Below are 6,399 nucleotides of genomic sequence, written 5' to 3'. Positions count from 1 at the left end.
GGGAAGTGCGAAAGATTTCTTGGCAACGCTGAAGGTGGAACAAGCCCACCGCATTGGATGGGAAAACCGCATTTCAGAGGCTATGATTCGCCAAGAAAATCAAGGACAGTGGTTCGGGTTTCTGATAGCGGTTTTTGCTATCGTTGCCAGCGTGTATCTCGCTCGGCACGGAAACAACTTGGTTGCCGCCATCTTGGCAGGGGTTACTGCCGTGGCTTTCGTTGGCAAATTTATTCCTCGCGGAAACAGTTCGTCTTAACAGCCCGTCGAGGAATTCTTCGCGGCATACTTCTCCCTCTGGGGTTCCAAGAAAATGCGTAAGGGGTGTCCCCGGCCGGTACGCCCGGTCTGTGCGCTCTCTGGGAGAGGGGGCCGGGCGCGGACAAGCAACGACGTTTCCCAAGCCGTTGCGGGCCGTTGCATCGGGGCATCCCTTGGGAAGGCGTGGCGCCGTTCGCACCGCGTCGCCATGGACTGGATTGCCGCGCCCGTCGGGGGCTTGTGCCGGCGGGGGCGCTTCGGCATGATCCGCGCCATGAACCGATCAAGCCCCGCCACCCGCTTGCCCGCGAACCGCATGTCCTTCCCCGGCGCCCGCGTGCCGGCGGCGTTCCTGGTCCTGCTGTTCCTGGCGCCGGTGTCCGCGCCCGCCGCAGTCCACGAATACCGGCTGGATAACGGCCTGAAACTGATCGTCAAGGAAGACCGCCGGGCGCCGGTGGCTTGCGTGCAACTCTGGTACAAGGTCGGCTCCAGCTACGAACGCGAAGGCATCACGGGCATTTCCCACGTGCTGGAACACATGATGTTCCAGGGCACGGAGAAAAATCCGGACAACGCCTTTTCCCGCACCGTCTCGCGCGTCGGCGGGCGGGAAAACGCCTTTACCGGCAGGGATTACACGGCCTACTACCAGTTGCTGGAACGTTCCCGCCTGCCGGTGGGCATTGCCCTGGAGGCGGACCGCATGCGCAATCTGATCCTGGAAGAGGAGGCGTTTGCCACGGAGCTGGAGGTGGTCAAGGAGGAGCGGCGGTGGCGCGTGGAGGATTCGCCCGTGTCCTATGCCTACGAGACGGGGCTTTCCCTGGCCTTCCGGCACAGCCCCTACCATCATCCCGTCATCGGCTGGATGGACGACCTGGACGCAATGCGAATAGACGATGTGCGCCTCTGGTACCGGCGCTGGTACGCGCCCAACAACGCGGTCCTGGTGGTGGTGGGAGACGTAGAGCCCGGCGAGGTGCTGGCGCTGGCCAGGGAGCACTTTGGCGCCTTCGAGGCCTTGGAGCCCTTGCCCGCGGTCCGCTCCGGCGTTCTGGAGCAGCAGGGGCGGCGCCGCGCTGTCGTCAAGCGGCCGGCGCAGGTCCCGTATCTGTTCCTGTTCTACAAGGCGCCTTCGCTGCCGTCCGCCGTCCGGGACGCAGCGGTTCCGTACTGGGAGCCCTACGCCCTGGAGGTGCTGGCCGGGTTGCTGACGGGCGGCGAAAGCGCGCGTCTGCGCAGCCGGCTGGTCCGGGGGCAGCAGGTGGCCGCCTCCGTCTCGGCGGGCTACAACATATTGGCGCGTCTGCCCATGTTGTTCAGTTTCTCCGGTACGCCCGCCCGGGGGCGCTCCGTGGCCGAGCTGGAAGAAGCCCTGCAACAAGAGATACAGGAGTTACGCACCGAGCTGGCGGGCGAGGACGAGCTGCGGCGCGTCAAGGCCCAGGCGGAGGCCTCCCGCTGGTACGAACTCGATTCCTTCTACTACCAGGCGCTGGTGATCGGCCTGCTGGAATCGGTGGGCCTGTCCTGGCAGGTGCAGGAAGAATACGTGGAGCGGATACGCGAGGTCACGGCGGAGCAGGTGCGGGAGGTGGCGCGCAAATACCTGCAGGACGACGTGCTCACGGTGGTGGAACTGGAGCCGCTGCCGCTGGAGGCGGGGGCCGGGCGGCAGCGGGCGGCGCCGGAAGGCGGCAGACATGCGCGCTAGGTGGAGCCTCCTGCTCCTGCTGTGCGCGGCTGCGGCCGCCCCGGCCGCGCCCACCGTGCAGCACTGGCGGCTGGCCGCGGGCGTCCCCGTGTATTTCGTAGAGGCGCGCGAACTGCCCATGGTGGATATACGCCTGGCCTTCGACGCCGGCAGCGCCCGCGACGGCGAGGCCAAGGGTCTGGCCTCGCTCACGGCCCGCCTGCTGAACGAAGGCGCGGGCGGACTGGACGCGGACGAACTCAACCGCGGCTTCGAGCGGCACGGCGCGCAGTTCGGCGCCGGCGTGCGGCGGGACTTTGCCGTGGTCAGCCTGCGCAGCCTCAGTCGGCGGGAAGCGTTGCGGGCGTCGCTGGAAAACCTGGGCTTGCTCCTGGAGCAGGCCGATTTTCCGCCGGCCGCCTTCGAACGCGAGCGTGAGCGCATGCTGGTCCATATTCGCCAGCGCCAGCAATCTCCCGGCGCGCTGGCGGACGAGGCCCTGTACGCGGAACTGTTCCCCGGGCATCCCTACGCCTCCCTGCCGGGGGGGGAAGAGGAGGCCGTCGCGGCCCTGCGGCGCGAGGACGCGCTGGCCTTTTACCGGCGTCATTACACGGCCGCGAATGTCGTGGCGGTGCTGGTGGGAGACCTGGACCGCGGGCAGGCCGAGGAGATCGCCGCGCAATTGGTGGAGCGCCTGGGTGCGGGCCGCGCCCTGCCGGAACTGCCGCCGGTGGCGGCACTGGACGAAGCCCGGGAGAGACGGCGCGACCATCCCTCCACGCAGACCCATATCCTGCTCGGCCAGGTCGGGCTGCGCATCTCCGACGAGGATCGCATCGCCTTCTTCGTGGGCAACCATATCCTGGGGGGCGGGCTCCTGTCCCGGCTGTTCCAGGAGATCCGCGAGCGGCGGGGGTTGGCGTACAGCGTGTCCAGCAGCTTCCAGGCCCTGCGGCAACGGGGCCCCTTCGTGATCGGCATGCAGACGCGCAACGACCAGGCCGCGCTGGCCGCCGAACTGCTGCGCGCGCAGCTGGCCGAGTTCATAAGCGAGGGCCCCACCGCGGAGGAATTGAAGGCGGCCAAGAGCTACCTGGTGGGCAGCTTCCCGTTGCGGGTGGACAGCAACGGCAAGATGGCGGAGTACCTGTCCTGGATCGGCTTTTACGGATTGCCCCCGGACTATTTGCAGACCTTTCCCCGGAAGATCGAAAAAGTGAGCGCGCGGCAGGTGCGCGCCGCCATGGACCGGTATCTGGACGCGCAAAACATGGTCACGGTCATGGTCGGAGACCTGAGCGCGGACCGGGCCGAGCCCTCGCCGGCGCCGTAGCCGGCGGCGCGGGGGCATCCCGCTGTGGGCCGCCGCGGCAAGGTGCGGATCGTTGGCGGATGCTGGCGCGGCCGGCGTCTGCCCGTGCCGCCGGTCGCGGGTCTGCGCCCCACCCCGGAGCGGGTCCGCGAAACGCTGTTCGCCTGGTTGCAGCCGCGCATCGAAGGGCTCGCGTGTCTGGATCTTTTCGCCGGCACGGGCGCGCTCGGCTTCGAGGCCGTCTCGCGCGGCGCCGCCCGGGCCGTTTTGGTGGAACGGGACCCGCGCCTGTGCCGCGGACTGCGCGAGCAAGCGGCGGCTTTCGCCGCCGGGCAGCGGTTGCGGATCGAGTGCGCCGACGCCCTGTCCTGGCTGTCGCGCCCGCGCCGGGAGGCTTTCGATTTGGCCTGCCTGGACCCGCCTTTCGCCCGCCGCGAGTTGGCGGAGCGTTGTTGCCGGCTGCTGCTGAGCCGCGGCTTGCTGGCGGAGGGCGGCCTGCTTTACCTGGAGAGCAGCCGCGAATTGCGGCTGCCGCGGCCATTGCAGACGTTGCGCTGCAAGCAGGCGGGACAGGTGCGCTTTCTGCTGGCGCGCCTCGGGGCGGCGGCGTCCCGCGAGCGCCCCGCCGCCGCGGCCGTTGCGCCTGCCGCGGGCGCGGGCAGGGCGGGGGCGGGCAGGGTGTGATAGGGTGGTAAATCAGGGGGGCGCAGGCGCGGCCGTGAGGGGAGCGCGTGAACAAGATTGCTATTTACCCGGGGACCTTCGATCCGATTACCCTGGGCCATGTGGATATCGCCGCCCGCGCCTCCGAGTTGTTCGACCGGGTGGTGCTGGCCGTGGCGGCCAACGCGGGGGAGAGCGCCGCCTTTTCCCGGGAGGAGCGCGTCGAACTGGCCCGCCTGGCGCTGGCCGAGTACCGCAACGTCGAGGTGCGCCCCTTCGACACCCTGGTCACGGAACTGGCGCACCGCCTGGGGGCGCGCTTTCTGATCCGCGGCCTGCGCGCCGTGTCCGATTTCGACTACGAGTTTCAGATGGCCGCCATGAACCGCTGCCTGCTGCCGGAACTGGAGACCCTGTTCCTGATGCCCGCCGAACGCTTCAATTACCTTTCCTCCAGCGTGGTGCGCGAGATCGCCGGCCTGGGGGGGGATGTGGGCGACTTCGTGCCCGAGGCGGTGCTGCAAGCACTGCAACGGCGCCTGTCGGCGGCGGCGCGCCCGCCCGGCAAGCTGCGGCGGAGCGGAGGGGAATGAACGGCGCGAGCGGCGCGCCCCCCGCTGCGCTTGCCGCCGCCGCAACGAGCGCGGCGCGAACGACGCGGCTGGCGCCGGCGGCGCAGACGCTGCTGCTGGCGGCCCTGCTGGCCTTCGGGGGCCGGGCCGGCCACGCGGCGGCCCCTGCCTCGGCCGGCTCCCTGGGCCATGCCGCCGTCGCCACGGCGCATCCCCTGGCGACGCAGGCCGGGCTCGAGACGCTGCGGGCCGGCGGCAACGCCTTCGATGCCGCCGTGGCGGTCAGCGCCGCCCTGGCCGTGGTCGAGCCTTTTGCCTCGGGACTGGGCGGGGGCGGCTTCTGGCTGTTGCACCGCGCCGCCGACGGGATGCAGATTATGATTGACGGCCGCGAGACGGCGCCCGGCCAGGCCTCCGCCCAGGTTTATCGCCGCATGGGGCGCCGATCCAGCCTGGACGGACCGCTGGCGGCGGGCATCCCGGGGCTGCCGGCGGCCCTGGCGCATATTTCCGGGCAGTACGGCTGCCGCCCCTTGCAGGACAACCTGCGGGCGGCCATTCGCCTGGCCCGGCAAGGCTTCCCGGTGACGGAGCGCTACCGCAAGCTGGCCGCCTACCGCCTGGACGCGCTGCGCGCCTTCCCGCAAAGCGCGGCGCTGTTTTTGGCCGCCGGCGAAATCCCGGCGCCGGGGCACCGGATCGTGCAGGAAGACCTGGCCGCCACCCTGGAGCTGCTGGCGCGGCAGGGCGGCGACGCCTTTTACCGCGGCGCCTTCGCCGCCCGCCTGGTGCGCGGCGTGCGCCATGCGGGCGGCGTGTGGACGCTGCGAGATCTCTACGATTACCGGGTCGTCGAGCGGCGGCCTACGGTCGCCGATTACCGGGGCATCCGCGTGGTGTCGGCCCCGCCGCCCTCCTCCGGCGGCATCGTGCTGTCGCTGGCCCTGCGCATCCTGGAGGGCCTGGACCTGCAAGGCCCGCCGCCGCGGCGCAGCCACCTGCTGGTCGAGGCCATGCGCCGCGCCTACTGGGCCCGTGCCTCTTTCCTGGGCGATACGGACTTCGTTGCCGTCCCCGTGAGCGAATTGCTGGCCGCGGATTACGCCCGGGAATTGGCCGCGGACATCAATCCGGCCGCGGCCACGCCCAGCGACACGCTGCCCGCCGCCGCCGACGGACAGCAGACCGGCACGCAGACCACGCACTTCTCCGTCATGGACGGGCAGGGCAACCGGGTGGCCGCGACGCTGAGCATCAACCTGCCTTTCGGTTCCGGCTTCCTGGTCCCCGGCACCGGCGTCGTGTTGAACGACGAAATGGACGACTTCGCCATCTTCCCGTCCGAGGGCAACGCCTACGGCCTGACCGGCGGGCAGCCGAACGCCATTGCGCCGGGCAAGCGGCCGCTGTCCAGCATGAGCCCCACCTTTCTGGAACACGGCGACCGCATCGCCGTGCTGGGCACGCCCGGGGGCAGCCGCATCATCAGCATGGTGCTGCTCGGCATCCTGGACTTCGCCGCCGGGCGGGGGCCCGACTCCTGGGTGCGGCTGCCGCGCTTTCACCACCAATTTCTGCCCGACGCGATCCAGTTCGAGCCGGAGGCGCTGAACGAGGCCGAACGGGCCGCCCTGCGCCGCCTGGGACACGAACTGCGCGACGTGGGGCGGCGCTACGGCAACATGCAGGCCATCCTCTGGGACGGCGGCCGGCGGGAAATGCACGCCGCCAGCGACCCGCGCGGCGAGGGGGAGGCCATCGTCATCGAAGACGCCGCCGCGCCCTGCGAGGCGCCGCCCGCCCGCGCCGCGCCAGCGCCTTAGGCGTCTCTTTGGCAAGCGCCTCCGGCGGGCGCCCGCCGGCCGTTACGCAATCGAGGACAAGAAAAGCGG

General features: G+C 70.3%; 6 protein-coding genes. All 6 read left to right on the top strand.

Annotated elements, in window-relative coordinates; genetic code table 11:
* The coding region (locus tag OXU43_02065) for a hypothetical protein (GenBank protein ID MDD9823946.1) at window positions 1–259 on the top strand (259 nt) is incomplete at its 5' end.
* 318 nt (window positions 260–577) lie between these two features.
* On the top strand, window positions 578–1,978 hold the full coding sequence (locus tag OXU43_02060) for a pitrilysin family protein (GenBank protein ID MDD9823945.1): 1,401 nt from the start codon (window positions 578–580) through the stop codon (window positions 1,976–1,978).
* Complete coding sequence (locus tag OXU43_02055; GenBank protein MDD9823944.1) at window positions 1,968–3,293, top strand: pitrilysin family protein; 1,326 nt, start codon at window positions 1,968–1,970, stop codon at window positions 3,291–3,293. Before OXU43_02060 ends, OXU43_02055 begins: the two co-directional genes overlap by 11 nt.
* Window positions 3,294–3,317: 24 nt before the next feature.
* The gene (gene rsmD, locus OXU43_02050; protein ID MDD9823943.1) at window positions 3,318–3,956 is read left to right on the top strand and encodes a 16S rRNA (guanine(966)-N(2))-methyltransferase RsmD; all 639 of its coding nucleotides are present in this window, start codon (window positions 3,318–3,320) and stop codon (window positions 3,954–3,956) included.
* A gap of 47 nt (window positions 3,957–4,003) precedes the next feature.
* Entirely contained in the window at window positions 4,004–4,528 is a 525-nt protein-coding gene (gene coaD, locus OXU43_02045) for a pantetheine-phosphate adenylyltransferase (GenBank protein ID MDD9823942.1), read from the top strand.
* Window positions 4,525–6,330 carry a gamma-glutamyltransferase gene (ggt, locus tag OXU43_02040; GenBank protein MDD9823941.1) on the top strand — a complete coding sequence of 602 codons (1,806 nt, stop codon included), beginning with the start codon at window positions 4,525–4,527 and terminating at the stop codon, window positions 6,328–6,330. Before coaD ends, ggt begins: the two co-directional genes overlap by 4 nt.
* The last annotated feature ends 69 nt before the right edge of the window (window positions 6,331–6,399 follow it).

The organism is Gammaproteobacteria bacterium (genome assembly GCA_028817255.1).
In the GTDB taxonomy this organism is placed as follows: Bacteria; Pseudomonadota; Gammaproteobacteria; order Porifericomitales; family Porifericomitaceae; genus Porifericomes; species Porifericomes azotivorans.
Note: the sequence above shows the minus strand (reverse complement) of the source record. Positions and strands in the feature narration are given on the sequence as shown.

What these genes read in the sequence shown, in the direction of transcription:
- OXU43_02060 (MDD9823945.1), top strand. Translation starts at nt 578, where the DNA reads ATGTCCTTCCCCGGCGCCCGCGTGCCGGCGGCGTTCCTGGTCCTGCTG.
- OXU43_02055 (MDD9823944.1), top strand. Translation starts at nt 1,968, where the DNA reads ATGCGCGCTAGGTGGAGCCTCCTGCTCCTGCTGTGCGCGGCTGCGGCC.
- ggt (MDD9823941.1), top strand. Translation starts at nt 4,525, where the DNA reads ATGAACGGCGCGAGCGGCGCGCCCCCCGCTGCGCTTGCCGCCGCCGCA.